We start from the raw sequence: 26,613 nt of genomic DNA on the forward strand, positions 1-26,613 counted from the left end.
GGGACAGCGCGGGGGGAGGGCATCGACCCGTCGATCAGCCACAGCGCGAAGTCAAGTGCCCGCTGCACGCTGCTGCGCGGCAGCAAGGGCGTGAGTTGATCCCGGCATCGGACCGGGCCGGGCTCACGGCGGCGCACCGAGCACGAGAACAGCAATTAATGCATCTTTTTGATAAGTGCTTGCGCTTGCTGCTGAGCCGGCGAGAAGGGCAACCTTAGATGGGCTAGTGGGCCGGCAACCCACTTCTTCATTTGAATCTGAATGAGGTAAGTGCTAGGCAAGGCTTGTTGTTGTCCCAGTTCGGCAAGGAAATTGATGAGATCCCTTGTGATCGTTACGACCTTGAATTCGTCCGTGGTCATGCTTGCTCTGGTTGCATACCAAATGCCCACGAAGTCGATCGCAAACTCATTGGTTTGGAGCGCCTCACGCTGATGCTCGTGCGCTGTCACAAGAAACGCACGAGCGCTATCGAGAGGCAGCGTTGCCGCCACGCCGCCAATAAGACGTATTGCAGCCGGTGTTCCGATCGCCGCCAGTTCCCCGGCAACTTTCTGCACGTCGAGCATCCCCCTCTCAAGCTTGCTGGCCAACGATTTGGCGCAGGTAAGCTTTTGTTCCCAGTCGAAAGCCAACGCCATATCCTTGATCGCGTCACGAACGTCGGCCGAGGTTGACTTGAGCGCGTCCTGAAGGCGCTGCTGCGCCCTCGTCTCCTCTGCGTTTCGCCGTGCGGTGTCCAGCTTGGCTTGTGATGGCCACGCATGCTCGACATACCACCGGCCAGTGTCTCCTTCTATTTGGTCCGACTTGTTGAAGCTGGCTGCGATCCGGTTGACTGATTCGCGAGCTTCATCCTCGACTTTTTTGAGCCGCTGCCGAAATTGATCGAGCGATCCCGTGCGCTCCAGTTCTTCCTTGATTGCGAGTTCGATGTACATCGGGTTGCCGATATCCCCGCTGACGATATTTGCCAAGCCCTGGAGCGACATCCACTGGGGGATCTCCATGCCCGTCATCCGGGCCATGTACTCCATGGCTTCGACAAGCCTCTGTACGTCGAAAGCGGTTCGACAGGTTCCTACTGCGGGGTTCGTGAGCCACTGTACGTACTTTGCTGGCATACCCGAAAGCAGCGTGGCCGACAAGAAGTCTTGGAAGTCAAATAGCTCCTCTCGGTGATGCGCGCCTTGGATCAGATGTCTCATCAATCCTGCGACGAACCCCGCCTGCGATTGCGTCGTGTCCTTGCCGGGGCACAGCACGGCAACCAGCGTCTGGAGGTCGAACTGCTGCTCGCCCAGGCCCTTTTCCACTTCTGCGAACAGCGCAATTACCTTCGGGTTTTGCGAGGAATCGGAGGCCATCTCCCTGGGCTCCGGCACCTCGTCCATCGCAAGGTTGATATCCACCACTAGCAAGGCAAGCGGGGCATCCACTTGCCTCCGCGCGGCCGGGCTGATCGTCTGGAGCTCCGCAACGGCCGCAGCGAGCTTGAGAGACTTCTTACAGGCCTTGAAAACCTTGTTGTCCGCGAGAAGCTCGAGGACCTTGTCGCGTGCGCTTGGGGGGCAGCCCTGAATCAGCGGCATCAAGACCGTGACGTAGGCCCTGGGATCACCTTTGATCGTGTTTTTCACGTGGCCTATGAAGAGCTCCCTTACGCGCTTTGCTTGATTGCGATCGAGATTCGGTCGGGCCGGAGGCAGCTTCGCAATGTCGTCGTATGCCTCAGTCTCGGCGAGCTGGCGCTTGGCGTTTTCGTCGCAAAGGCGAAGAAATTCCTGGGCTGGCGCCTTGTCATCCAGCTCCGCCAGACGCTTGAAGATCGAGATCAGGAAAGCGCCTCGACCTCGAAGCTCTTCGCCAAAATGCATATTCTTTGTTTCCAGCTCACTGACCATGTTCGCGATGACGCCCTCGTCGTCAAGGGCACTGCACGCAACTTCGTCGAGATTGAGCGCGTGGAGCAGGTTGATGGCGGTCTTGATCGGGGTCTTGAGTTTCCATTTCTTGTGGCGATCGGAGAGTTCGTTGTGAAGTGTCTCCAGATGCAGCGGCCACTTCGGCTTCAGCTTGGGAGACTGGAGATTCATCACTTTCTTGTCGCCGCCCTTGTTGGCCCTTTCGTCGCCGGACGAATCGTCGTCCTCCTTGGCGGTCCTGAAGATTTTTGACGAAGGGAGTCGACGCGTTATGGCTTCCATGGAATTCTTGAACTCGAGTGAGTGGAACCCCTTGAGTAACAGCCGGTCACGGATCGTTCCGGTCTACGAGGACCTCATCCCACACCGCAAACCGCCAGCGCAGGTTATCGACAATCCTCGCGAACTCGAGATGCCCCACCCGCTGGTGCTCCACGCTGATCCAAAGCGTGTAGCGCCCATCCGATCGGTCCGCGGTGAGCACCCAATTTCCGTCCATATCGTCGCCGAGTTCCAGCTCTTCGGAGGTCTGCGCGGCTTCGCCGCCTTGCGGCGAGTCTTGAGAGACCGCCTCGGGGCCGGGATGCGCAAAAAACAGCAACTCGTCTTCCGATTCGTTCAACTGCACACCAAGCCAGCGGGTGGCATCGAGCGGAATGGGAAAGACGTTTTCCTCGTCGGGGAGTGGAGGACTGTCGAGCCTGCCTTCACAAGCAAGGAAGTTGGCGACGAGGCAATCGAGTGGCAGGGTATTCATCCGCCTTCAGTAACTTCGACAGTGAGAGAGTTCCGAAGCCCAGCGGTCTGTCGTCATTGATTGCCGACGGTCCCGCCTCATTCCGCCCAATCTCCTTGCGGCAGGCCAGTCCCGCCCGCGTTCACTTCGCGAACAGCTGCCCGATATCCGCGAAGGCCTTGAGCTCCAGCGCATTGCCCGAGGGGTCGAGGAAGAACATCGTCGCCTGCTCGCCCGGCTCGCCCTTGAAGCGGACATACGGCTCGATCACGAATTCGACGCCGTGCGCCTTCAGCCGAGCCGCCATCGCCTCCCACTCGGGCATCGGCAGCACGATGCCGAAATGCCGCGCCGGCACGCCGTGCCCGTCGACCGCATTGCGCTGCGACGCGCCGGTCTCGCCCGGCGCGAGGTGGGCCACGATCTGGTGGCCGTAGAAGTTGAAGTCCACCCAGTCCTGCGCACTGCGGCCCTCGGGGCAGCCCAGCAGCTCGCCGTAGAACCGGCGGGCCAGCACCAGGTCATGCACCGGGAAGGCGAGGTGGAAGGGGGACAGCAGGGCGGGGTTGGTGGTCGGGGTGAGCATCGCGGCGGCATGGTGTAGAGGTGGAAGCGTGATCCTAGGGGCGCCGGAGAAGAAAGAAAATCAATATATATTTGCCGCAAGCATCAAGAGAATTTGTGAATGATCCGCGAGCTGAAGACCTTCATCGCCGTCGCCCGCGAAGGCACCTTCGCTGCCGCCGGCCACAAGATCGGCCTGACGCAGGCGGCGGTCAGTGCCCAGATGCAGCGGCTGGAGACGGAACTCGGCTTCGCACTTTTCGACCGCACCGGCCGCTCGGCGCGCCTGAATGCGATGGGCCAGGAGACGCTGGCGCAGGCCACCGAGCTGATCGCGCTGTATGGCCAGCTGGGCTCGCACCATGCCGCATCGCGCGCGGCAGAGGTGCTCCACATCGGCGCGATCGCGTCCGCGCAGCGCCTGTTGCTGGCCGAAGCGCTGGCAGCCTTCCACCGGCAGGCCCCAAGCTGCCGCACGCGCGTGCTGCCCGGCGTGTCGATGGAGCTGCTCAACCGCGTGGATGCCGGCGACATCGACATGGCGGTCATCATCCGCCCGCCCTTCGCGCTGCAAAGCGACCTGCGCTGGACCACACTGGCCCACGAGCCCTTCCGCCTGCTGGTGCCCCGGCGGGTCGAAGGCGACGACTGGGCAGAGCTGCTGTCCCGCCATCCATTCGTGCGCTACGACCGCTCGTCCTTCGGCGGCCGGCAGGTTGACCGTTTCCTGCGCGCGGCGCATGTGGACGTGAAGGACATCTGCGAACTCGACGAGCTGGACGCCATCGTGGCCCTGGTGGACAAGGGCGTCGGCATGGCCTTGGTGCCGCAGACCGCCATGCACCGGCGCTGGCCCGCATCGGTCCGCGCCATCGACCTGGGCCGCCACACTTTTTATCGCGACGTCGGGCTGGTGAATCGCGGCAGCCGGCCGCTGGCCGGATCGGCGGGCCTGCTCGAGAAGCTGATCTGCGCCGCCTACGAATTCAGGGGAGCGGCTGCCGACATCCCGGCCAAGGACAAGCGCCGCAAAGGGCGGCCGGGCCCGGGCGCCCGGAACTAAAGCACCGGGTCCCGCTGCAACGCCACGGCCGGCCTGCCGCTGGCGAGCTGCCCGCCGCTGCGGGTGGCCGCCGTGGCATGCGGGGTAGAAGTCACCCCCGCACCTTGCACCACCCGCAGCGCCCAGTCGCACACCACCTCCATGAAGATCCGCTGCGATTCCATGGAGGTCAGGCTGTGGTCGATCTCGCCGATGAAGCGGTACTCGAAGCGCTGCGTGAAGGCCTCTTTCGCGAAGGGGCCGAGCTGGTCGCGCTTGCGGTCGGTCACGTGCATGGTGCCGGTGTAGAACAGCAGCACCGCGACGTTGCGCTCCGCGACCTGCGTCATCGAGCGGCGGAACACCGCGGCCGTGACCTCGGGCGGATCGGGCTCGAAGATGTGCGGCGCAGCCGCCGCGGCCGCCTTGGCGGAGAACTTGCGTTGCAGCCAGCGCGCCGTCTTGCCGATCACGGCCGGGTTGGTGGGCGCGGCCAGTGCGCGGCGGAACTGGCGCTCCAGCTGCGCACGCCGGCCGGGGAAAGCATAGCCGTCGAACATCAGCAGGCCCACCACGCGGGGGTCGGCCACTGCCAGCGACAGGCCGTTGGTCGCGCCGGAGCACAGGCCGATCACGATGAAGCGGCGCACGCCCAGCATGGTCTGGATCAGGTTCATGGCGGCCTGCAGGTCCAGCACCGCCTGCGTGAGGAAGTGCTCGGAGCCGCTGGCCGGGCCGCTGTCGCCCAGGCCCGCGAGGTCCATGCGGATGCAGCTGATGCCGCGCCCGGCCATCTCGCGCGCGAGCTTGACGTTGATGCGCCGCGGCCCGATGCGATGGTTCGCGCCCATGTTGAGCATGAGGCAGGCCACCGGCGCCAGCGGACCTTCGGCCGGCGTGGTGATGATGCCGATCAGCGAGCCGTCGGGCCCGAACTGAACGGGTGTCTCTTTGTAGTCACTCATGTATTGCCGCCAGCAGTCTCTGCAGCGCCTCCGTGGGAACCATCGCATTATTGGGGTGCGGATCGGACGTCCATATGAGGGGATGCGCGAAGGCCGAAGTCCCCACCGGCATATGGCGGGCCGTCTCCTGGGCCGCCCATTGTTGAGCCGCGTGGTCCTCGGCATCGGCCAGCACGACCGTCTCGTGCAGCGCGGTGAGCTGCAAGGTGGCCGGCGCGAGCGCGCGCAGTTGATCGCGCATCAGCGGCGACACGCCGAAGCCGAAGATCTCTTGCGTGAAGGCATCGGGGTCCCGGGCCAGCTGGCGGCGCCAGGCCGGGTCGGGTACGCAGAAGGAACGCTCCAGCGCATCGACATGGCCGGCGCGCAGCGTTTCGAGGTAGCGCGCGCCGTCCACGATCGGGTCCCACAGGATGAGCCGTGCCGGATCGCAGCGGCCGCTCTTGGCCGCCATGACCGCCAGCGTCGCGCCCAGGCGCGCGCCGAGCCAGATGATGCGCCGGGCGCCGGTGCGGCGCCGCAGCTCCTCGTGCGCGGTGCAGACGTCGCGCCGCCAGCCCTCGAGGTCGCCGTCGGTGTCCTCGCCGGGCGAGTCGCCGCTGCCGTGGTAGTCGAAGCGCAGCACCGCCACGCCGGCCCGCGCGAGCCGGTCGGCCAGCACGCGGAACAGCCGGTGCCCGCGCACGGCCTCCTGGCCCAGGGGCATGCAGATCAGCACCGCGAGCTTGCCTTCGCGCTCGGGTGCGTGGAAGAGCCCGAACAGCTGCCTGGAGGCCGGGCCGAAGAGCATCGGGGTCATGCGTAGATCTCGTTGTCGACCAGGGGCCGGCACGCCGCCGCGGCCGGCCCGCAGGCCAGCAAGCGGGCCACGGCGCACAGCGCTCCCTGGACATCGTGAAAAGAGGACAGCGCGAGGCGCGCAACGCCGTCTGCCGCGTCGATCTTCACTTCACGCGCATCGGGCTCGACGCCCACCTCGAAGCTGCGCGTGTCCACCGACAGGCCCATGCCGGTGGCCTTGAGGCAGGCCTCCTTGCGCGTCCAGCAGCAGAGGAAGGCGCGCTCGCGCGCCTCGGCCGGCAGGTCGGCGAGCGCGCGCCGCTCGGCGGGGGTGAAGTAGGTCTCGGCCAGGGCCTCGGCGTCGGGCATCGGGCGCAGCAGCTCGAGGTCGGCGCCCACCTCGGCATCGTCGCAGACCGCGATCAGCGCCAGCGACTCGCTGTGGCTGAGATTGAAGCGCAGCCCGTTTTGATCGACCAGGCCGGGCTTGCCGAAGGGACCGACCGCGAACTCCAGCATCGAGGCCGGGATGCCGCATTGCGAGGAGAGCGTTTCGCGCAGCGCGGCATGGGCCGCGATGAAGCGGTTGCGATCGCGCTTGAAGACGAAGCGCCGCGCGCGCTCCCATTCCGCTTCCGAAAGCGAAGCCACGGCCTGTGGCGCGGGCGTTGCGTCCAGGTCCACCTGCCACAGGCGGCAGTGAAGGGAAGAGGGGAGCTGCACGGTCGTCATGATGACTCCTCTTTCAGCCCTTGCGGCCCCATCCCAGCACGCGACCCAGCAGGCCGCCGCGCTTCGCGCCGCTCTCGGCGGCCTGGGGGGAGGCCGTCTCGATCGGCGTTCCCGCGGCGGCCGAGGCCAGTTGCCCGAGGCTCTCGAACACATAACGCCGCGGCTCCACGCGGAAGCCCATCACCTGCTCGGCCTGCTGCACCACCCGCATCGCCAGCAGCGAGTCGCCGCCCAGGTCGAAGAAGTTGTCGTTGGCGCGGATGTCGTTGACGTCGACCGCCAGCGCGCTGGCCCAGATCTGCGCCAGCTTGGCCTGCTCGGGCAGCAGCAGCGCCGGCTCCGCCTGCGCGGGCCGCGCGGCCACGGTCTCGGCCGCACTGGGCGCCGGTGCCGCGCCCGCCGCCAGGCGCTGGAGATAGACCGCGCTCTGCGAGCCTTCCGGCGAGGAGATCGCCGCCAGCGTCGCGTCCGGCTGCTGGGCCACCTGGCGCAGCAGCTCCATGTAGCGCTCCTTGAAGGCGGCGCCGGTCTCGCGCCGGTAGATGTCGGCGTTGTAGACCACGGCGCCTTCCAGGCCCTGGGGCTTGTCCATCAGCCAGATGCCGAGATCGTCGGTCGCGCCGCGCTGCGGCAGATGCATCTGCCGGTGTGCGAGGCCGCCGATGTCGCGCGGCCGCTCGCGGGCGTCCTGGAAGGAGAACAAGGCCTGGTACAGCCCCACGCCCTGGGCCCGCTCCACGAACTCGGGCTCGCTCACGAGGCGCTCGAAGGGAATCTGCTGGTGGCTCATCACCGCGATCAGCTCCTGCTTGACGTAGCGCATGAACTCGCCGAATCGCAGGGACGTATCGACCTGGAAGGACAGCGGCAGCACGTTGTTGAAGAAGCCCATCACCGGCTCCAGCTCGGGCGCCTCGCGGCCGCGCACCGGCGTCGCGATGACGATGGCGCGGCTGTCGATGATGCTGCTCATCATCAGAATGTAGATGCCCAGCGTCAGCATGTTGAGCGTGACGTCGTTGCGCTGGCCGATCTCGCGCAGGCGCTCGGTGAGCGCCTTGTCGACGTTGATCCAGTGCGCGCCGCCCTGGCCGCTCATGCCGGCCTTGCGCGGCATGTCGGTGCGCGGCGCCTTGGGCGTGGGAGAGTTGGCGAAGCGGTCTTTCCAGTAGCGCAGCTGCGACTCGAACTCGGGCTCGGTCATCCACTTCGCATACCAGTCGGCGTAGTCGCCGTGCGTCACGGCCAGCGGCGGCAGGCCGTGCTGCTCGCCGCGCACCAGGGCGCCGTAGATCGTCGAAAGCTCGCTCTGCAGCACGTCGAAGGACCAGCCGTCCCAGACCAGGTGGTGCGGCACGAACACGAAGGCGTGGTCGTTCTCGGCGATGCGGAACAGCGCCGCGTGGAACATGGGCGCCTGGTGGATGTCGATCGGCCGCTCGGCCAGCGCGTGCATGCGCTCGACCAGCTCGGCCTCGCGCTGGTCCTCCGGCAGCGTGCCCAGGTCGATGACCGGCAACTCGTAGTTCACCGCGCTCGCGATCAGCGCGGCGGGCTCGCCGGTGGCCGGATCGGGTCCGATGGCGGTGCGCAGGGAGGGCTGGCGCTCGATGATCATCGCCAGCGCGGCCTTGAACTTCGGTACGTCCAGCGGCCCGCCGAGGCGGTGCGCCGAGGGCGCGTTGTAGGTCGGCCGGCCCGGGTGCAGCTCCTCGACGAAGCGGATGCGCTCCTGCATCGGCGTGAGCGGTGCGCTGCGGCGATCGGCCACATGCGCAATCGGCGCGCTGCGCGGCGCGTTGCTGCCGCTCAGGCCTTCGATGGCGGCGGCCAGGCGCTCGGCGGTGGGCGCCTCGAACAGCAGGCGCAGCGGCACCGTCAGGTTCAACTCGCGGCTCAGCAGCGTCGTCAGCCGCGCCGCCAGCAGCGAATGCCCGCCCAGCGAGAAGAAGTCGTCGCGGATGCCCAGGCCCGGCAGGTTGAGCACGCGCTCCATGGTCTGCAGCACCAGCGCCTCGCGCTCGTTGCGCGGCGCCAGGCGCTCGCCCGCTTCCTGGTGCGGGGCACTGGGCTTGGGCAGGGCCTTGCGGTCCACCTTGCCGTTGGGCAGCAGCGGAATGGCGTCCAGCGGCACCACGTGCTGCGGCACCATGTACTGCGGCAGGCGGCTGCGCAGGTGGCGGTCGACTGCGGCCAGGTCCACGGTGGCGCCCGGGGAAGGTGCGAGGTAGGCGACCAGGCGCACGTCGCCCGGCTGGTCCTCGCGCGTGATCACCACGCTGCGCGCCACGCCCTCCACCTCGTTGCAGCGGGCCTCGATCTCGCCCAGCTCGATGCGGTAGCCCCGCACCTTCACCTGGAAGTCGAAGCGGCCCATGTGCTCCAGCAGGCCGTCGTTGCGCCAGCGGCCGCGGTCGCCGCTGCGGTAGATCAGCGTCGGCACGCCGTCGATCGCCGTCGTGACGAAGCGCTCGGCCGTGAGCTCGGGGCGCTCCAGGTAGCCCAGGGTCACGCCCAGGCCGCTGATGCAGATCTCGCCGGGCACGCCGATGGGGCAGGGCTGCAGGTTGGCGTCGAGGATCCAGACGCCGGTGTTGGCCATCGGCTTGCCGATGGAAACGCCGCGCGCCGCCACGATCGGCCGCTCCATGCGCCACACCGTGGACCAGACGGTGGTCTCGGTCGGGCCGTAGAGGTTCCAGAGCTCGCTGGTGCGGTCCATCAGCTCGAGCGAGAGCTCGGCCGGCACCGGCTCGGCGCCGATCCAGGCGCGGAAGCCGCGCGGGCCGGACCACTGTGCATCGAGCAGCAGGCGCCACATGCCGGGCGTGGCCTGCAGGATGGTGATGGCCTCGGATTCGAGCAGCGCACGCAGCCGGTTGCCGTCCATCGCGATCTCGCGCTGCACGATCACGATCTCGGCGCCTGCGGCCAGCGGCAGCATGACCTCGGGCACCGCCATGTCGAAGGACAGGGTGGTGACGGCGGCGAGCCGGTCATCCGGCCCGATGCCGGGCGCGCGCTGCATGGTCTGCATCAGGTTGGCGACCGCACGGTGCGGCACGCACACGCCCTTGGGCTTGCCGGTGGAGCCGGAGGTGTAGATCACGTAGGCCGTGTCTTCGGCCTGCGCATCCTGCGGGCCGGCCGGCAGCGCCGTGGCGGGCTGCTGGAGCCACGCGGTGTCGCGGTCGAGCAGCAGCACGCGGGCGGCCGCGTCCTCGCGCCAGGCCTTGGGCGCGGCGGCGATGGCGGACGAGGTCAGCAGCAGGCCGAGCTTCGCGTCCTCGGCGTAGTAGTCGAGGCGGGCCTGCGGGAAGGCCGGGTCCAGCGGCACATAGGCCGCCCCGCTCTTGAGCACCGCGAGCAGTGCCACGAACATGTCGAAGCCGCGGTCCAGGCACAGGCCGACGCGCTCGCCGCGGCCCATGCCGCGTGCGCGCAGCGCGTGGGCCAGGCGGTTGGAGCGCTCGTCGAGCTCGCGGTAGCTCAGGCGCTGGGCGCCGTCGCGCAGCGCCGGCCGCCCGGGCTGCGAGGCCGCGTGCGCCAGAAAGCCCGCATGCATCAGCGGCGCGCCTTCGATCGGCGTCGGCGCCGGCTGCAGGGCCGCCAGGGCATGCGCCTGCTCGGGCGACAACAGCGCGAGCCGCCCCACGGGCTGCGAAGGCTGGCGCACCACGTCGCGCAGCAGCTGCTCGTACATGCCGAGCCAGCGGCGCACAGTCGCGTCGTCGTACAGGTCGGCGTTGTACTGGGCTTCCATCTGCATGCCGCCCACCACGGGCGTGATGTTCAGGAACAGCTCGAAGTTCTCGTAGCGCCGGCCGATGGTGCTCTGCTCGACCTTGAGATCGGGGAAGTTGCCGTCGTTGGGCGCCGCATCGCGGTCGACGTTGAACAGCACGTTCACCAGCGGCAGGCGGCTGGGGTCGCGCGGCACCGGCAGCTTCTTGAGCAGCGCGCCGTAGCCCAGGGTCTGGTGCTCGAAGGCGTCGAGCAGGGTGCTGCCGGAGGAGCGCGCCAGCTGGTCGAAAGGGGCCTGCGCATCGACCGCGACGCGAATCGGCAGCAGGTTGACGCAGTGGCCCACCAGCGAGGGCATGTCGCTCGGCATCTGGCCGGCGGCGGCGATGCCGACCACCAGATCGTCCTGCGCCGTCAGGCGGTGCAGCAGGGCCGCGAAGGCGCTGAACATGGTGGCGAACAGGCTGGTGCCGGCCTTGGCGCCGAACTTGCGCAGGCCGTCGATCAGGTCCTGGTCCAGCACCTGGTCGATGCGGTAGGCGTTGAAGGTGCGCACCGGCGGACGCGGGCGGTCCAGCGGCAGCTCCAGCACCGGCAGGCTTCCGCCGGCGTAGCGCGAGAGCCAGTAGCCGATGTGGGCGTCCATCTCGGGGCTGTTGGCCTCCTGGGCCTCCCAGGCGGCGTAGTCGGAGTACTGGGCCGCCGGCTCCAGCGCCGGGCCGGCGCCCGTCTGTTCGGCATAGAGCGCGCCCAGGTCCTGGCTGATCACGCCCCAGGACCAGCCGTCGCAGATCGCGTGGTGGGCGCTCAGCACCAGCACGTGCTCGATCGGCGAGAGGCGGTAGAGCGCGGCGCGGAACAGCGGGCCGTGCTCCAGGTCGAAGCGCTCCAGCACCACGGCCACGCCGTCGTCCGCCAGGCGGCGCTTCTGGGCGGCCGCATCGAGCGTGCCCAGGTCGTGCTCCACCAGGGCGACCGGGGCCGGCTCGCCGATCAGCAGCTGCGTGCCGTCCGGCGAAATGGTGGCGCGCAGCGACTCGTGGCGCGCCACCAGCCGGTCCAGCGCCAGGGTCAGCGCGGCCGTGTCCAGCGCGCCCTTCAGGTGCAGGCGCATCGACTCGTTGTAGGCCAGCGAGGACTCGGGGCTCAGGCGATCGCCGAGCCAGACCTCGCGCTGCGCCTCGGTGGTCGGAACGATGCGCTCGATCAGGCCCGAGGCAAAGGGATCGAAGTCCTCGGCGGTGTCCTCGGGGGACAGGATGGCGACGGCAGCGTTGCTCATGCTTGGTACTTGGTGAACTTGCCTTGGGCCTTGGGATCGGGCACGAACCAGGCGGGCTGGCCGTCTTTGTCGCGGCCCAGGCGGGCATTCGGCGTAGGAGGATGTGCCGGATCGAGCGCCATCTTGGGCGCGGCGCGGCGCGGCAGCAGCTCGGCTTCCTGCATCTCGGCGATCGATTCCTTGAAGGCCGACTTGATGGTCGCGATGTCCTGCTGCGAATGGGCGGTGGTCATGAAGCAGGGGAAGTTGTCCAGGATGTGGACGCCCCGGCTGCGCATCATCGCGAACAGCAGGTCCTGCAGCGGATGGTCTTCCAGCCAGCTCACGCGCCACAGCGACGAGAAGTAGCGGATCTCCAGCGGCGCGCCGACCTCGCGGCAGAAGGCCGTGAGCTCGTCGGCCATGGCCGCGGTATGCAGGTTGAGCTGGGTCTGCAGCTTGTTGTTGTCCTGCTTGAGGTGTTCCAGCGCGGCCTTGGAGGCGGCCAGCGCCAGCGGATGCCGCACGAAGGTGCCGGCGAAGTAAGTCACGCCCACGGTGGGCACCGAGTCGTCGCCGTACTGCCAAGGGCCGCCGTCCAGCGCATCCATGTAGGTGCGCTTGCCCGCGATCACGCCGACGGGCATGCCGCCGCCCAGCACCTTGCCGTAGGTGGCGAGGTCGGCGCGGATGCCGAACAGCGCCTGCGCCCCGCCGAGGTCGCAGCGGAAGCCGGTGATGACCTCGTCGAATATCAGGCAGGTGTCCGACTTCTCGGTGATGGCGCGCACCTCGCGCAGGAACTCGCGCGGCTGGAAGTCGGGCCGGCGGCTCTGCACCGGCTCGACCAGCACCGCGGCCAGGTCGTCGGCGTTGGCGCGGATGAACTCCAGCGCCTCGGGCGTGCCGTAGTCCAGCACGCGCACGTCGCCGAACATGCCCTGCAGCACGCCGGGCGCGGCCGACATGCCCTTGGCGTTGCGGCCGGCGCGCACCAGCACCTCGTCGAAGGTGCCGTGGTAGGAGCCGGTGAACAGCACCACCGTGCTGCGGCCGGTCACGGTGCGCGCGATGCGCAGCGCCGCCATCACGGCCTCGGAGCCGGTGTTGCACAGGCCCGCGCGGTCGAAGCCGGTGAGCTCGCACAGCAGCCGGGTCACGTCCGCGGCCAGCGGATGCTGCGGGCCGATCTCGTAGCCCAGCTCGAGCTGCTTCTTCACCGCCTCGTTGATGAAGTCCGGCGTCCAGCCGAAGAGATTCATGCCGAAGCCGTTGAGCGTGTCGACGTACTCGTTGCCGTCGATGTCCCACATCCGCGAGCCCTTGGAGCGCTCGATGACGATCTGGTAGGTGATCTCCTTGGTGGCCGGGCGGAAGCCGTTCACCACGCGCGGGTCGGCCATGTGCGCCCGGTTGTGCTCGGTGAAGGCCTTGCTCTTCTTCGTGCGCTCCACGTAGCGGCGCATGAAGGCGGCCAGCCGTGCCTTCTGGCGCTCGGTGGGCTCCTTGCTCTGCGTATGGATGCGCGCGATCGCCCCGAAGGCCTTCTTGACGTCGTACTTCGGCGCCGGCGCCGGCTCCTCGGCCGCCGGCTCGGGCGTGGTGTTGGACGCCGTGGCCGCGGCGGTGGCCATGGGCGTGGGTTGCTCCACCGCCGGGACCGGCAGCACAGGGCTGACCGGCACCGTCGGCGCCGCCGACAGCAATACGAGTTGCTGCTGCATCAGTTGCATCTGTTGTGCGATGACCTGCTGGACCAGGCTGCCGCCGGCCGCCGCGGCCATGGGCACGGGCTGCAGGACCTGCACCGGCTGCAGGGCCGGCATCGCTGCCGCCACCGCCTGCTTAGGCGCCACGGCCGCGGGCATCGCCGCGGCGACCGGCGCCGCCGGTGCCGCAGGTGCGGCCTCGGGCGGCAGGGTGGCATCCAGGAACTCGGCCAGCGCGTCGAAGCTGCGATAGCTCTCCATCAGCTGGCGGAAGCTCAGATTGACCTTGAAGGTCTTCTTGACCTGCAGCGCGGCCTGCGTGAGGGTGAGCGAGTCCAGCCCGATCTCGACGAAGGGCGCGGAGCCGTCGACCTCGGCCATGTCGGCGCCGGAGAGATTCTCGAACAGCTCGCGCAGGCGGGTGACGAGCGAGGCGCGGCGGGCGGGCGGCGCGGATGTGGCGGCTGCGACAGCAACAGTCATGGACAACTCCGGGATCGGTGGGGGCGGGGCTTCGGAAACGGAAGAAGAAGCGAGCGCAGGCGCGACCGGTGCCGACGATGCGATGTCGACCCAGAAGCGCTTGCGCTCGAAGGGGGTGGTGGGCAGGCGCACGCGGTGCTTGCGCGCGCGCCGGTCCAGCGGCGAAAGATCGATCTCGGCGCCCTGGGCCCAGAGCCGGCCGGCGGCCAGGCGCCAGGCCGCGCACTCGCTGGCGGGCTGGTCGGCCAGGAGCGAGACGGCGGGCGCGGGCTGGGCCTTGGTCGCGTGCTGGCGCACCAGCGTGGCCAGGGTGTTGCGCGGGCCGAGTTCGATGAAGAGCGGATGCGCGAGCTGGGCCAGCACTTCGCGCACGGCGGGCGAGAAGCGCACCGTCTCGCGCAGGTGACGGGCCCAGTAGCGCGGGTCGGTCGCTTCCTCGGCGGTCAGCAGGCGGCCGGTGAGGGTCGAGTAGATCGGCAGGCGCGGCGCCGAGAGCGTGAGTTCACCGACCAGCGCTTCGAAAGGCGCGACGGCCGGCTCCATCATCGCGGAGTGGAAGGCATGCGAGGTCTGCAGCGCCTTGGCGACGATGCCCTTGGCTTCCAGGGCGGCGCGCAGCTGCTCGATGGCCTCGGCAGGTCCGGCGGCGACCGAGACGGCGGGGCCGTTGTCGGCAGCCAGCGAGATGCCGTCCGGCAGCAGCGGCAGCAGCTCGGCGGCGGCCATGCGCACGGAGAGCATGATGCCCGCCGGCTGCGCCTGCATCAGCGCGCCGCGGCGTGCGACCAGCCGGGCCGCGTCTTCCAGGCGCATCACGCCGGCCAGCACGGCGGCGGCGAACTCGCCCACGCTGTGGCCGATCATCGCGGCGGGCGTCACGCCCAGCGACATCAGCTGGCGGGCCAGTGCGTATTCGAGCGCGAAGGTGGCGGGCTGGGTGACCGAGGTGGGCGAGAGCGCGGCGGCGTCGTTCGAGGCGATGCGCTCGCGCAGGTCGCAGTCCAGCACGCCTTCGAAGGCCGCGAGGCACTCGTCGAAGGCGGCTCGGAATACCGGCTCGGCCGCATGCAGGGCGAGGCCCATGCCGGCGTACTGCGCACCCTGGCCGGGGAACATGAAGACCGGCTGCGGCATCCAGGCCGGCGCAGCGGCGCCGGCACGCGCCGGCGAATCCGCGGTGCGCAAGGCGGCCACGGCGTCGTCGATCGATTCGGCGACCACGCAGGCGCGCTGGGCAAAGGCCTTGCGGCCGACGCGCAGCGTGTGGGCCACGTCGGCCAGCGAAAGCTCGCGGTGGGCGTCGAGATGCTCGGCCAGCTGGGCCGCGGCCGTCGCGAGCGCGGCCGGCGAGCGGGCCGACAGCATCAGCAGCTGCGGGCCGGTGGCGGGGTCGGAGGGCTCGCGCAGCGGCGCCTCTTCCACGATCACGTGCGCATTGGTGCCGCCCACGCCGAAGCTGCTGACGCCGGCGCGCCGCGGCGCGGCCTCGCGCGGCCAGGGGCGCAGCCGGCTGTTGACGCTGAAGGGCGTGGCATCGAAGTCGATGGCCGGGTTCGGCGCCTCGTAGTGCAGGCTGGCCGGGATCGCCTCGCTGTAAAGCGCGAGCGCGGTCTTGATCAGCCCCGCCGCGCCGGCGGCAGTCACCATGTGGCCGACGTTGCTCTTGAGCGAGCCGATGGTGCAGAAGCCCTTGTCGGTCGTGTGCGCCGCATAGGCGCGCACCAGGCCCTCGACCTCGATCGGGTCGCCCATCGGCGTCGCGGTGCCGTGCGTCTCGACGTAGGAGATGCTGCGCGCGGGCACGCCGGACTGCGCCAGCGCCGCCTCGATCACCGCTGCCTGGCCGTCCACGCTGGGCGCGGTGAAGCTGGCCTTGGCGCCGCCGTCGTTGTTGACGGCAGCGCCGCGCAGCACGGCGTAGATGGTGTCGCCATCGGCGATCGCATCCGACAGGCGCTTGAGCAGCACCACCGTCGCGCCGTCGCTGAAGACGGTGCCCTTGGCCTTGGCATCGAAGCTGCGCGTGTGGCCGTCGGGCGAGAGCATCGAGCCCTCGTTGTAGAGGTAGCCGCTGCGGGGCGGGCAGGTGACCGAGGCGCCGCCGGCCAGGGCCATGCGGCACTGGCCGGTGCGCAGCGCATGGAAGGCCTGGGCGACCGCCACCAGCGAGGTCGAGCAGGCGGTGTGCACGCTGATGGCCGGGCCGGTGAGGTTGAGCCTGTTCGCCACGCGGGTGGTGATGTAGTCCTTCTCGTTGGCCAGCATCACCTGGAACTCGCCCACCATCTCGACCAGGTCGGGCCGCGTGGCCACGTGGCGCTGGAAGTAGCTGGCGTTGTACATGCCGCCCCAGATGCCGACCGGGCCCGGCGCCTGGTCGGGCGCGTAGCCGCCGCGCTCCAGGCATTCCCAGCAGATCTCGAGGAAGACCCGCTGCTGCGGGTCCATCAGCTCGGCTTCCTTGGGGTTGATGCCGAAGAAGGCGGCGTCGAAGTTCTCGATGCCGTCGAGCACGCCGCGGGCGCGCACATAGAGCGGGTCGGCGCGCAAGGCGGCGCTCACGCCGGCGTCCAGCGCGGCGTCGTCGAAGAAGGTGATCGACTCGCGCCCGGCCATCAGGTTGTCCCAGAACTGCTCGACGTCGGCGGCGCCCGGGAAGCGGCCGGCCATGGCGATCAGGGCCACGGCTTCGCGGTCGCTGCCGGCAGCGGGGCGGGCGGGCGCAGCTTCGGCGGGCACCGCCGCCGGCGCGGGCGCCTCGGCGGCCTGGATGTCGGCGGCCAGCGCCGCCGGCGTGGGCTGGCGGAAGAACAGGGTGGTCGTGAGGCGGCGCGCGCTGCCCTGCTGCAGTTCCTTGAGCACCCGCAGCACCAGCAGCGAATCGCCGCCCAGGTCGAAGAAGTTGTCGTCGCGCCCGATCGGGTCGATGCCCAGCACGCGGGCGAAGGCGGTGCAGACGCGGCGCTCCGTCGCGTTGCGCGCTTCGGCATAGGGCTGCGCGAGCTCGGGCCGCTGGCGCGCGGGCTCCGGCAGGGCACGCCGGTCCAGCTTGCCGTTGGTGGTGACGGGCAGCTGCGCGAGCCAGACGGCCGCCGAGGGGATCATGGCCTCGGGCAGGTGCTCGGCCAGATGCTGGCGCAGCGCGCTCCACGGCAGTTCGGCGCCGCGCGCGAGGGGCGCGTCAGCCCCGCCATGCGTTTCGAGAGCGAGCGAGCCATCGGCATTTGGGGATTGACGCGCCACCAGGTAGGCGACCAGGCGCAGGCGGCCCGCCGGGTCCTTCTGCGGGACGACGGCGCAGGACTTGACGGCGGGGTGGGCCAGCAGTGCGGCCTCGATCTCGCCGGTCTCGATGCGGTGGCCGCGGATCTTCACCTGGCCGTCGATGCGGCCGATGTATTCGATGGTGCCGTCCGGCAGCCAGCGCACCTGGTCGCCGGTGCGGTAGAGGCGCTCCCCGGGAGCGTGGGGGTCGGCCACGAAACGCGCGGCCGTGAGCTCGGGGCTCTGCAGGTAGCCGCGTGCCAGGCCGCGGCCGCCGATGCACAGCTCGCCGACCAGGCCCGCGGGCAGCAGCGCCATCGAGGGGCTGAGTACGCGCAGCACAGTCTCGTTGATGGGGCGGCCGATGGGCACCGAGCGCGCATCGGCCGGCAGGTCGCGCGGAATGCGGTGGGTGGCCGCGAAGGTGGTGCACTCGGTCGGGCCGTAGCCGTTGATCAGCGTGGTGCCGGGCAGCGCTTCCAGCGCGCGCCGCACATGCGGCACCGAGAGGGCTTCGCCGCCGGTCAGCAGCTGGCGCAGGCCGGCGAGCTGGGCCGGGTCGTCGTCGACCACGGCGTTGAAGAGGCCGGCCGTGAGCCAGGCGGTCTTCACCTCGTGCCGGGCGATGGTGCGCGCGAGGCCGGGGCCGCTGGGCACCTTCTCGTCGTGCACCACGCACACGCCGCCGTTGAGGAGCGGGCCCCAGATTTCCAGCGTCGAGGCATCGAAGCCCAGCGGCGCCGCATGCAGCATCGCCTCGCCGGGCGGCAGCTCGACGTAGTTCGCGTCCATCGCCAGCCGCAGGACCGAACGATGGCAGATCTCGATGCCCTTGGGGGTGCCGGTCGAGCCGGAGGTGTACATCACGTAGGCGACCGATTCGCCGTCCGCGGCGGCCGGTGCGAAGGGCGGCAGCGCGGCATCGGCGCCCGTGCGTTCGTCGTCCATCGCCAGCAGCGGCCGCTCGGCGGGCACCAACTCCTTGTAGGCGGCCTGCGTCAGGACCAGGGCGACGTCGGAATGCGCCAGCATGAAGGCGATGCGCTCGGCCGGGAAATCGGGCTGCACCGGCACATAGGCCGCGCCGGCCTTCAGGATGCCGAGCAGGGCTACCACGGCGGCGCTCGAACGGTCGAGGAGCACGCCCACGGTGTCGCCGGCGCGCACGCCGCGGGCCTGCAGGCGGCGGGCCAGGCGCTCGGCTTCCTGGTTGAGCGCTTGATAGCTCAGCGCGCCGGTTTCGCCGATCAGGGCGACCGCCTCGCCGCGCGCTGCCACCTGGCGCTCGAACAGGGCGTGGACGGTCAGTGCCGGGTCGAAGGCGCCGGGCGCCGTGTTCCATTGGTCGAGCTGCCGCTGGCGGTCGGCCGCCGGCAGGCTGCGGATCTCGCGCAGGCGGGCCTCGGGGTGGTCGAGCAGGTCGGCAGCGGCATCGGCCAGGGCCAGCAACAGGCTGACCTCGATCGCACTGTCCATCAGCGCGGCGGCACCGGTCAGGCGCAGCGAGGCAGGCCCCTGCAAGCCCAGCTGGAGCATGACCGTGCCGCCGGCGTCATGGGCGGCACCCTCGCGCAGCCAGTGCGCAAAAGGGAGGGTGGAGCCCTCGGTCGGCCGGGCGACCCGGCGTGCGCGGTCGATCTCGGCGATCCATTGCCGGGCCGATCGATCGCCATCGCAGTTCAGTTCGAGCCGGGCCGAGGCCCCGGTGCCCAGCACCTCATGGAGCTCCACCGTCGGCGTGCCCAGCCAGCGGGATTGCAGCAGCACCCAGGCCGCGGCGAAGAGCGTGTCCGGCAGCAAGCCGCCCTGCCGGGCCTCTGTCGCCCAACGCGAGGCCAGTGCCTGGGGAACGTCGAGACTGGAAACCTGCACCGCGGTTTGCGCAGGCTTGAGGGAGCGGGGGGCGAACAGGTCGGCCAGCGAGAGCGCGGCGAGCTCGTTCGAGGAGAGAGGTTCTTGCTCCATGTACTGTTGACTCCGCATTGAACAGGCCTTGCCCTTCGTAACCCCGTGTGTGTGTCGATGCCGCCACGTCTCTTCGGCGACACATGTATCCGTTCCTGCGGTAAGTTAATTACAAAGCATTCAAACCGTCAGGGAGCCGATCTTGCTCTCGGGTCGCGTGTAACGCCACCTTACGAAAGCCATGCCGGGTGCCTATGCCGTTTGGAAAGCTCTGCAACACCTGGACGCATTTGGTTGCGGTTGCCGTGTCAGCCAAGCTCGTGCGGTGACGATTCTGCCCGTCTTTTTACAATTTGAATACAAACGGGCTACTGACAATGCCTCGAAATGGGGAGGAACTCATAGAAAAGTTCTATTTCGAGTCGCCTTGAGGCAAGGCAGCGGTTCAGGCCGTGGCTTCGTCCAGCGTGCCGGGGTCGAGGTGTCCCGTGTCGCCCCAGCCGACGAGCGTGAAGCCCTGGGGCGTCCAGAGAAGGCGGTTGATGGCGGCATTTCCCAGGTGCCAGGTGCGCGGGGCCTGCAGCTCCTGGCCGGTGGCGGCGCGATAGAGAACGTCCATCACCCCGCCGTGCGCCACGAGCACCACCAGCTCGCCCGGGTGCCGCTGCGCCAGCTGCCCCGCGATGCCCGTCACTCTTTCCCTGAAGGTGATCAGCGACTCACCGCCTTCGGGTGCGAATTCCGGGTCGCGCGTGCGCCACAGCCGGGCCTGCTCGGGCAGGGAGGCGTCGATGTCGGCGAAGGTGCGGCCCTCGAAGTGGCCGAAGGCCCGCTCGCGCAGCCCGGGCTCGGCCTGCACCTTGATGCCGAGCGGACGGGCGATCTCGAGGGCGGTCTGCCAGGCGCGCGCCAGGTCGCTGGCATAGATGGCAGCGATGGGCTCGTCCGCCAGCGCCTCGCCGACGCGCCGTGCCTGCCACAGGCCGGTGTCGTTGAGCGCGATGTCGAGCTGGCCCTGGATGCGGGTGTCGACATTCCAGGCGGTTTCGCCGTGGCGCACGGCGATGAGTCGGGTCAGCTCCATCGGAAAATTCTAGGGGAAACCCTGGGCGCTCACTGCTTGGCGGTGGGGATCTCGATGTCCACGCGGCGTTCGCCCGCCGGCGGGTTCGGGAAGCCCTGCAGCGCGGCCTGGAACATCACCGGCAGCACGGCCCCGCTTGCGGTGTAGGGGCCGTCGTTGCGCGCGTGGGTTTCGTAGACCACGCGGTGGGAGGGCAGCTCCCGCAGCACGATGCTGACCTCGCGCGCATACCAGGGGTTGGCCGGCGGGAAGGCTGTCCCGTACCAGCCGCCGCCATGCCAGCCGCGCCCATACCAGCCCCCGGCGCCGTAGCCCCAGGGCCGCATGCGGTAGTAGCCCGGCCCCCAGGCGCCGTGGTAGTACCACGGGTCGGCCCAGGGCGACAGCTCGGCGGTCACGCGGGCGCCGATCTGCGCCGTGTACTTCGGATTGGCGTCGTCGCGGCGCAGGCCCACGCGTTCGAGCGCGGCGCCCGCCATCGCCTCCAGCTGCTCTTGCTGCGCCCCGCCGGCCTGCTGCGAAGGCAGGCGCTCGAAGCGGTAGGTGGCGCCGGCCGGCACGGTGCCGAGACTGGAGAAGCTGCGGACATCGCTGTCGACCACCCAGCGGGTGGCACAGCCCGCAAGACCGGTGCACAGCGCGAGGACGGCCAGGACGTGTTTCATGCGAATTCCTCGTCAGGACCCGCCGTCCCTGCCCTCAAAGCTGCACGACGCGAACCGGCGAAGGCGGCGGGAAGTCCGGCGGGTCGAAGGCCTTGTCGCCTTCCTCGTCGGCCACGCCGGTCGTCCTCAGACCCTTGAAGTCGAACGACGTTCCGTCCAGCAGGTGCGACGGCACCACGTTCTGCAGCGCATTGAACATGTTCTCGATGCGCCCCGGGTGCTTGCGCTCCCACTCGCGCAGCATCTCGCCGACCTGCTTGCGCTGCAGGTTCTCCTGGCTGCCGCACAGCGTGCAGGGAATGATGGGAAAGGCGCGGTGCCGGGCCCAGCGCACCAGGTCCTTCTCGGCCACGTAGGCCAGCGGCCGGATCACGATGTGCCGGCCATCGTCGCTCACCAGCTTGGGCGGCATGGACTTGAGCTTGCCGGCGAAGAACATGTTGAGGAAGAAGGTCTGCAGCATGTCGTCGCGGTGGTGCCCCAGCGCGACCTTGGTGGCGCCCAGCTCGTCGGCCACGCGGTAGAGGATGCCGCGGCGCAGCCGGCTGCACAGACCGCAGGTGGTCTTGCCCTCCGGGATGACGCGCTTGACGATCGAGTAGGTGTCCTGCTCCTCGATGTGGAAGGGCACGCCCAGCGCCTTCAGGTAGGTGGGCAGCACCTCCTCCGGAAAGCCGGGCTGCTTCTGGTCGAGATTGACCGCGACGATGTCGAAGTGCACCGGCGCGCGGGCCCGCAGCTTGAGCAGGATGTCGAGCAGCGCATAGCTGTCCTTGCCGCCCGAGACGCAGACCATGACCTTGTCGCCCTCTTCGATCATGTTGTAGTCGAAGATGGCGCGGCCGACCTCGCGGCACAGGCGCTTCTCCAGCTTGTGGGTCTCGCGCTCGATCTTCAAGCTGTTGTTGCTATCGGAGGAGGGCACCTCGTCGATCCATACGGCACTCATGGCTCATTTGCTCCGGAAAACTTCGACCCCCACTGCGGCGCAGTCGGGGTACACATCGGGCTTGGCGGTCGACACCCGCGCCGCCTGCACCTTGGGGTGCATCAGCACCTGGTCGAGGATGTCGTCGCACAGCGTTTCCTGCAAGTGGATGTGGCCCTTGGACAGGCGGGTCGCGACGGTGCGGCGGATGAAGTCGTAGTCGACCACCTCGTCGAGTTCGTCGGCCTTGGGCGTGGAGACGTCCAGCGGCACGTAGAGGTCGACGTTGATGACGACGCGCTGCTCGGCGCGCTTTTCGAACTCGTGCACGCCGATGTTGATCCAGACCTCGTAGTCGCGAAGGAAGAGGCGCCGGCAGGTGGCGAGCAGGGGGTCGGAGGGGATGAAGCTCATGGCTGGGGCGCTTTCAGCAGCTCGTCGACGACGAACATGATGTCGCGCGGCAGCGGCACCAGGTGCTGGCCGTTGTCCACGCTGAGGGTGGTGCCGGTCACGCTGGGCGTGCCGGCGAGGAAGACGCAGGCGCGCGCGACGTCGGCCGGGTCGATGGGCCGGCGCATCGGGTTGGCGTGCGCCGCCTGCTGGAAGTTGGCCTGGTCCTGCGGCCCGCTCCGGTAGAGGATGCCCGGCGCCACGCCGCACACGCGCACGGCCGGCGCCAGCGACTGTGCCTGCAGCGCCACCGCTCGCTCCAGCGCCAGCTTGGAGACGGTGTAGGAGAAATAGTCGGGGTTCAGGTTGTAGACCTTCTGGTCGAGGATGTGGATCGCGCAGCGGTCGATGCCGTCGCCCGCCGCCGCACGCTGCGCCAGCAGGCGCGCGAAGTCCAGCGGCGCGATCAGGTTCACGCCGATCTGGCGCAGCGCCGCTTCCTCGTCGAAGTCGAGGGCGGTATCGGGCTCGAAGGCCGAGGCGTTGTTGACGATGCAACCCAGCGGTTCCTCGATCCGCCCGAGCAGGGCGCGCCGGCCGGTGGCGCTGCCGATGTCGGCGTCGACCGCCGTGGCCTGCAGCCCTTCGCCGCGCAGCCGCGCGCACAGCGCCTCGGCGTCCTCGCGCGAGGCGCGGTACTGGCACCACACCGGCCAGCCGGCGCGCGCGAAGGCTTCGCAGGTCGCGGCGCCGAGCCGTCGGCCGCCGCCGGTCACGAGCACGCCAGGGCGTGGGGTGGATTCGCGCATGCTGATAGATTTCCTGTCTTATGAACGTGGAGCCGGGCGCCGCGCGCGCCAACCCCCTGACCCGGATTATCGACGCCGCCCTGCAGCGCGACGGCGGCTGGCTGCCCTTCGACCGCTTCATGGCCCTGGCCTTGTACGCGCCGGGGCTGGGCTACTACGCCAACGCGAGCCGCAAGTTCGGCCACATGCCCGAATCGGGCAGCGACTTCGTCACCGCGCCCGAGCTCACGCCGCTGTTCGGCCGCACGCTGGCGCTGCAGCTGGCCGAGGCGCTGGAGCGCACCGGCACCGACGAGATCTGGGAGTTCGGCGCCGGCTCGGGCGCGCTGGCCGCGCAACTGCTCGGGGCCCTGGGCGAGCGCGTGGCGCGCTACCGCATCGTCGACCTGTCGGGCACGCTGCGCGAGCGCCAGCAGCAGGCGCTCGCGCCCTGGCATGCCAAGGTCGAGTGGCTGTCCGAGCTGCCCGCACGCATGCGCGGCGTGGTGGTGGGCAACGAGGTGCTCGACGCCATGCCCGTGCAGCTGCTGGCGCGCCGCGGCGGCCAGTGGTTCGAGCGCGGCGTCGTGCGGCAAGGCGAGGGCTTCGGCTGGGACGATCGCCCGACCGGGCTGCGCCCGCCCGTCGAGATCGCCGGCGCGCACGACTACCTGACCGAGATCCACCCGCAGGCCCGCGCCTTCATCGCCACCTTGGCGGAGCGCCTGCAGCAGGGCGCCGCCTTCTTCATCGACTACGGCTTTCCCGAGGCCGAGTACTACCACCCGCAGCGCCACATGGGCACCGTGATGTGCCACCGCGGCCACCTGGCCGACGCCGATCCGCTGGCCGATGTCGGCGCCAAGGACATCACCGCCCACGTCGACTTCACCGGCATCGCGCTGGCCGGGCAGGACGCCGGGCTGGCGGTGCTGGGCTACACCAGCCAGGCGCGCTTCCTGCTCAATGCCGGCATCCTGCCGATGATGGAATCCGCATCGCTGGCCGAGCGCACGCTCGCCGCGCGGCTGATCCACGAGCACGAGATGGGCGAGCTGTTCAAGGTGATCGGCTTCGCGGTCGGCCAGGGCTGGGAAGCCGCGGGATTCGCCGAGGGCGACCGCAGCCACACGCTGTGATGCGGCGATCGCTGCCGTCGGTGATGCAGTGGATTAAAGTGGTCGGCTTGCCGATGGATCGTTCGAATGACTGCCGCCCCTGACACCGCGCCACCCCAGCACTTCGAGATCCGCCGCTTCGATGCGCCGGTCGGCGCCGAGGTGCTCGGCCTGGACATCGGCAAGCCCATCAACGCCGCCGACTTCGCGCGCCTCCACCGCGCGCATCTGGACCACCATGTGCTGGTCTTCCGCGACCAGCGCGTCACACCCGAAGCGCACATTGCCTTCAGCGGCCGCTTCGGCCCGCTCGAAATCCATGTGCTGCACCAGTTCCATCTGGCGGGCCATCCGGAGATCCTGATCGTCTCCAACATCAAGAAGCCCGACGGCGAGCCGCTCGGCCTGGGCGATGCCGGCGCGTACTGGCACTCCGATCTGTCCTACAAGCCCAAGCCCAGCCTGGGCTCGCTGCTGCATGCGCAGGAGCTGCCGAGCGAGGGCGGCGACACCTTGTTCGCCGACCAGCACCTGGCCTTTGAAGGCCTTGCGCCCGCGCTGCAGCAGCGCATCCTCCCGCTCAAGGCCGAGCACAGCTATCTGGCAAAGTACGAAGAGCTGCGCGCGAAGAACCCCTGGCGCCCGAAGCTGTCGCAGGCGCAGATCGACCAGGTTGCACCGGCGGTGCAGCCGGTGGTGCGCACGCATCCGGAGACCGGCCGCAAGGCGCTCTTCGTCAGCGAGCATTTCACGACACGCATCGTCGGCCTGCCGCAGGAGGAGGGCGATGCGCTGCTGGCCGAGCTGTTCGCGCACAGCGTCAAGCCCGAGTACGTGTACCGCCACCGCTGGGCGCCGCACGATCTGGTGTTCTGGGACAACCGTTCCTTGATGCACCTCGCGGCCGGCACGCCCGACCACTTGCGGCGCAAGCTCTACCGCACCACGGTCGAGGGCGACGTGCCGTTCTGATCAGGCCTTGGCCTGCCGCCTCACCTGGCGCAGCTCCTCGTGCAGGAAGTCGGCGGAGTTGCGCGTGCCCTTGTTCGCGGTCTTGACCTTGTAGGGGACCTTCGTCACTTCGGAGCGCGTGCCGCACAGCCGGATGAAGTCCTCCGCAGTCACGATCCTGTTCTTGAAGTGGTCGTACTTGGCGCGCAGGTGGCGCGCGGCTTCCGCTGCGTCATGCTCCTCGCCGTTGCGCATGAACGTCATCGACTTTTGATCGGCGACGCGCTCGATCAGCGTCTCGATGACCTTCTGCTCGGAGGGCGACGGCGCGGCGTACGCCGGGCCGGCCACGCAGAGTGCGACGGCCGTCGCGGCCAGCAGGCGTTGCAGGAATCGAATCAGGTTCATGGTGTGGGCTCCAGCGGATGTTCATCCTAAGCGGGACCGGCGGCGCGCTGCGTGGGTCGCCGGGGTGCCCTGGCGTCAGGTTTAATCTGATCTTCTTTTCCGTTTCCGCGTCATGAGCTCCCCCGCCACATCCCAAGACAACCTGCGCATCGCCAACGCCCTTGCCGATGCCGCTGCCTCCCATTCGCTGCGCCTCTTTCGCACGCCGCTGGAGGTGATCGCCAAGGCCGATGAAAGCCCGGTCACGCAGGCCGACCGGGCGGCCGAGGCCGCCATGCGCGAGATCCTCGGCCGGGAACGCCCCGCCGATGGCATCTACGGCGAGGAGCACGGCCTGGAGCGCGTGGACGCCGCCAGCGTCTGGGTGCTCGACCCCATCGACGGCACGCGCAGCTTCATCACCGGCTCGCCGCTGTGGGGAACGCTGATCGGCCTGGTGCGCGGCGGCCGCGTCGAACTGGGCATGGTCGACATGCCGGTGCTGGGCGAGCGCTGGGTCGGTCAGCCCGGGCTGGGCGCGCAGCGCAATGGCCGGGCGGTGCGTGTGAGCACCTGCAGCGCCGTCGCGGCGGCGCGCATCTTCACCACCTCGCCGGACATCTTCGAGCCCGTTGACTGGCAGGCCTTCGACCGGCTGAGCCGGCGCTGCGCCATGCGCCGGTTCGGCGGCGACTGCTACAGCTACGCCCAACTGGCCGGCGGGACCGTCGACCTGGTGGTGGAGACCGGATTGCAGCCCTACGACTACCTGGGCCCCGCCGGGTTGATCGAGGCTGCCGGCGGCGTCATCACCGACTGGGCGGGCCGGCCGCTGGGGCTGGGCTCCGACGGGCGCGTGATCGCCGCCGCCACGCCGGCGCTGCACGAGGAGGCGCTGGCGATTCTCAATCCGTAGCGCCAGCCAGCTGCAGTTCGTAGAGGATTCGCATAGGGGGGCTTGTGGCATTCGCACCCTGCCCGCCTCCGCATGGTCCCTTCTGCGGCGTGCTCAGACATAGGGCTCCGGTTCTGGAATCCGCACGTCGACCTCGAGGTCCCACTCCGGCGCCGGCGCCGGCGGTTCTTGAAAGTGGAACGGAGCGAAAGGCGACGGCACGAAAGGATTCAGCGGCGCCGCATTTGGCGGCACATAGAACGGCGACATGGGAACAGGTCCAACCGCCGGCGC

Annotated in this window: 19 protein-coding genes; 4 read left to right on the plus strand and 15 right to left on the minus strand. The window is 69.3% G+C overall.

Going from position 1 to position 26,613, the window contains the following annotated elements; genetic code table 11:
* Window positions 1–155 precede the first annotated feature (155 nt).
* The 3 genes from AC3A6Y_RS08525 to AC3A6Y_RS08535 form a co-directional block, all read right to left on the minus strand.
* Window positions 156–2,207 carry a hypothetical protein gene (locus tag AC3A6Y_RS08525; RefSeq protein WP_487867752.1) on the minus strand — a complete coding sequence of 684 codons (2,052 nt, stop codon included), beginning with the start codon at window positions 2,205–2,207 and terminating at the stop codon, window positions 156–158.
* A gap of 46 nt (window positions 2,208–2,253) precedes the next feature.
* On the minus strand, window positions 2,254–2,682 hold the full coding sequence (locus tag AC3A6Y_RS08530) for a hypothetical protein (RefSeq protein ID WP_487867753.1): 429 nt from the start codon (window positions 2,680–2,682) through the stop codon (window positions 2,254–2,256).
* Between the two features lie 121 nt (window positions 2,683–2,803).
* Entirely contained in the window at window positions 2,804–3,247 is a 444-nt protein-coding gene (locus tag AC3A6Y_RS08535; protein WP_487867754.1) for a VOC family protein, read from the minus strand.
* Between the two features lie 99 nt (window positions 3,248–3,346).
* Between AC3A6Y_RS08535 and AC3A6Y_RS08540 the strand changes: the two genes are divergently transcribed.
* Window positions 3,347–4,288, plus strand: a complete 942-nt coding sequence (locus AC3A6Y_RS08540) for a LysR family transcriptional regulator (RefSeq protein ID WP_487867755.1) — start codon at window positions 3,347–3,349, stop codon at window positions 4,286–4,288.
* Here the strand turns inward: AC3A6Y_RS08540 and AC3A6Y_RS08545 are convergent.
* The 10 genes from AC3A6Y_RS08545 to AC3A6Y_RS08590 all read right to left on the minus strand — a co-directional run bounded on the left by AC3A6Y_RS08545 (window position 4,285) and on the right by AC3A6Y_RS08590 (window position 22,989).
* Window positions 4,285–5,232 (minus strand): alpha/beta fold hydrolase, encoded by a 948-nt coding sequence (locus tag AC3A6Y_RS08545; protein ID WP_487867756.1) that lies wholly within the window; start codon window positions 5,230–5,232, stop codon window positions 4,285–4,287. The two genes, AC3A6Y_RS08540 and AC3A6Y_RS08545, sit on opposite strands and share 4 nt — an antisense overlap.
* Window positions 5,225–6,031 (minus strand): serine aminopeptidase domain-containing protein, encoded by an 807-nt coding sequence (locus tag AC3A6Y_RS08550; protein ID WP_487867757.1) that lies wholly within the window; start codon window positions 6,029–6,031, stop codon window positions 5,225–5,227. Before AC3A6Y_RS08550 ends, AC3A6Y_RS08545 begins: the two co-directional genes overlap by 8 nt.
* A complete protein-coding gene (locus AC3A6Y_RS08555; protein WP_487867758.1) occupies window positions 6,028–6,744 on the minus strand; it encodes a 4'-phosphopantetheinyl transferase family protein in 717 nt (238 codons plus the stop codon). Before AC3A6Y_RS08555 ends, AC3A6Y_RS08550 begins: the two co-directional genes overlap by 4 nt.
* 13 nt (window positions 6,745–6,757) lie before the next feature.
* Window positions 6,758–11,770, minus strand: coding sequence for an amino acid adenylation domain-containing protein (locus AC3A6Y_RS08560; RefSeq protein ID WP_487867759.1), 5,013 nt, complete (start codon window positions 11,768–11,770; stop codon window positions 6,758–6,760).
* Window positions 11,767–19,170 carry an amino acid adenylation domain-containing protein gene (locus AC3A6Y_RS08565; protein WP_487867760.1) on the minus strand — a complete coding sequence of 2,468 codons (7,404 nt, stop codon included), beginning with the start codon at window positions 19,168–19,170 and terminating at the stop codon, window positions 11,767–11,769. The genes AC3A6Y_RS08560 and AC3A6Y_RS08565 overlap by 4 nt, the downstream gene beginning before the upstream one ends.
* A gap of 385 nt (window positions 19,171–19,555) precedes the next feature.
* Window positions 19,556–20,194: a histidine phosphatase family protein gene (locus AC3A6Y_RS08570; protein WP_487867761.1), complete on the minus strand. Its 639-nt coding sequence runs from the start codon at window positions 20,192–20,194 to the stop codon at window positions 19,556–19,558.
* Between the two features lie 29 nt (window positions 20,195–20,223).
* Window positions 20,224–20,859: a DUF4136 domain-containing protein gene (locus AC3A6Y_RS08575; protein ID WP_487867762.1), complete on the minus strand. Its 636-nt coding sequence runs from the start codon at window positions 20,857–20,859 to the stop codon at window positions 20,224–20,226.
* Window positions 20,860–20,893: 34 nt separating this feature from the next.
* A complete protein-coding gene (ttcA, locus tag AC3A6Y_RS08580) occupies window positions 20,894–21,808 on the minus strand; it encodes a tRNA 2-thiocytidine(32) synthetase TtcA (protein WP_487867763.1) in 915 nt (304 codons plus the stop codon).
* Window positions 21,809–21,811: 3 nt separating this feature from the next.
* Complete coding sequence (locus AC3A6Y_RS08585; RefSeq protein ID WP_487867764.1) at window positions 21,812–22,201, minus strand: dihydroneopterin aldolase; 390 nt, start codon at window positions 22,199–22,201, stop codon at window positions 21,812–21,814.
* Window positions 22,198–22,989, minus strand: coding sequence for an SDR family oxidoreductase (locus AC3A6Y_RS08590; RefSeq protein ID WP_487867765.1), 792 nt, complete (start codon window positions 22,987–22,989; stop codon window positions 22,198–22,200). The genes AC3A6Y_RS08585 and AC3A6Y_RS08590 overlap by 4 nt, the downstream gene beginning before the upstream one ends.
* A gap of 20 nt (window positions 22,990–23,009) precedes the next feature.
* Here AC3A6Y_RS08590 and AC3A6Y_RS08595 point away from each other — a divergent pair, with 20 nt between their 5' ends.
* Together AC3A6Y_RS08595 and AC3A6Y_RS08600 are read left to right on the plus strand one after the other, a co-directional pair.
* Window positions 23,010–24,107, plus strand: a complete 1,098-nt coding sequence (locus AC3A6Y_RS08595) for a class I SAM-dependent methyltransferase (protein WP_487867766.1) — start codon at window positions 23,010–23,012, stop codon at window positions 24,105–24,107.
* Between the two features lie 66 nt (window positions 24,108–24,173).
* Entirely contained in the window at window positions 24,174–25,058 is an 885-nt protein-coding gene (locus AC3A6Y_RS08600; RefSeq protein WP_487867767.1) for a TauD/TfdA dioxygenase family protein, read from the plus strand.
* Here AC3A6Y_RS08600 and AC3A6Y_RS08605 read toward each other — a convergent pair whose 3' ends face one another.
* Entirely contained in the window at window positions 25,059–25,445 is a 387-nt protein-coding gene (locus tag AC3A6Y_RS08605) for a DUF5329 family protein (protein WP_487867768.1), read from the minus strand. It abuts the gene before it with no gap.
* Between the two features lie 112 nt (window positions 25,446–25,557).
* Between AC3A6Y_RS08605 and hisN the strand changes: the two genes are divergently transcribed.
* The gene (gene hisN / locus AC3A6Y_RS08610) at window positions 25,558–26,340 is read left to right on the plus strand and encodes a histidinol-phosphatase (protein ID WP_487867769.1); all 783 of its coding nucleotides are present in this window, start codon (window positions 25,558–25,560) and stop codon (window positions 26,338–26,340) included.
* Between the two features lie 93 nt (window positions 26,341–26,433).
* Here the strand turns inward: hisN and AC3A6Y_RS08615 are convergent.
* On the minus strand, window positions 26,434–26,613 hold a 180-nt coding region (locus tag AC3A6Y_RS08615; RefSeq protein WP_487867770.1), incomplete at its 5' end, for a hypothetical protein.

The sequence above is a fragment of the Variovorax sp. Soil_C_17 genome, from assembly GCF_057657265.1.